At 64.6% G+C, this 311-nt stretch carries 1 protein-coding gene; it reads right to left on the bottom strand.

Annotated features, from left to right (window positions below; all coding sequences use genetic code 11):
- Positions 1-311: hypothetical protein (locus tag GV790_RS29625; protein WP_163818115.1), on the bottom strand; the 311-nt coding region annotated here is incomplete at both ends.

Below are 311 nucleotides of genomic sequence, written 5' to 3' on the forward strand. Positions count from 1 at the left end.
ATCTCCTCCAGGCGCGGGCCGTATCGCCGCTCGAGCGCGGGACGTAGCAGTTTCCCGATCCCGGACAGCAACCCGTTCTCGATGGTGAACGGCTCGGTCTCGATGATGAGGTCGCGAGGGATCTCGTATGGCTCCAGCCCAGCCTCGGCAGCGATACCGCGCACCGACGCCGCTACTGCATCACCACCGGCGGCGAGTGCCTCATCGGTCGGTACCACGACCGCGAGCAGGTAGGTGCGCACACTGCTGCCGTAGACGAAAATCTGTCGGATCAATGGGCTGCCCGCATACACCGCCTCCAACTGCGAGAT

Source organism: Nocardia cyriacigeorgica (assembly GCF_010858045.1).
Taxonomy (GTDB): domain Bacteria; phylum Actinomycetota; class Actinomycetes; order Mycobacteriales; family Mycobacteriaceae; genus Nocardia; species Nocardia cyriacigeorgica_E.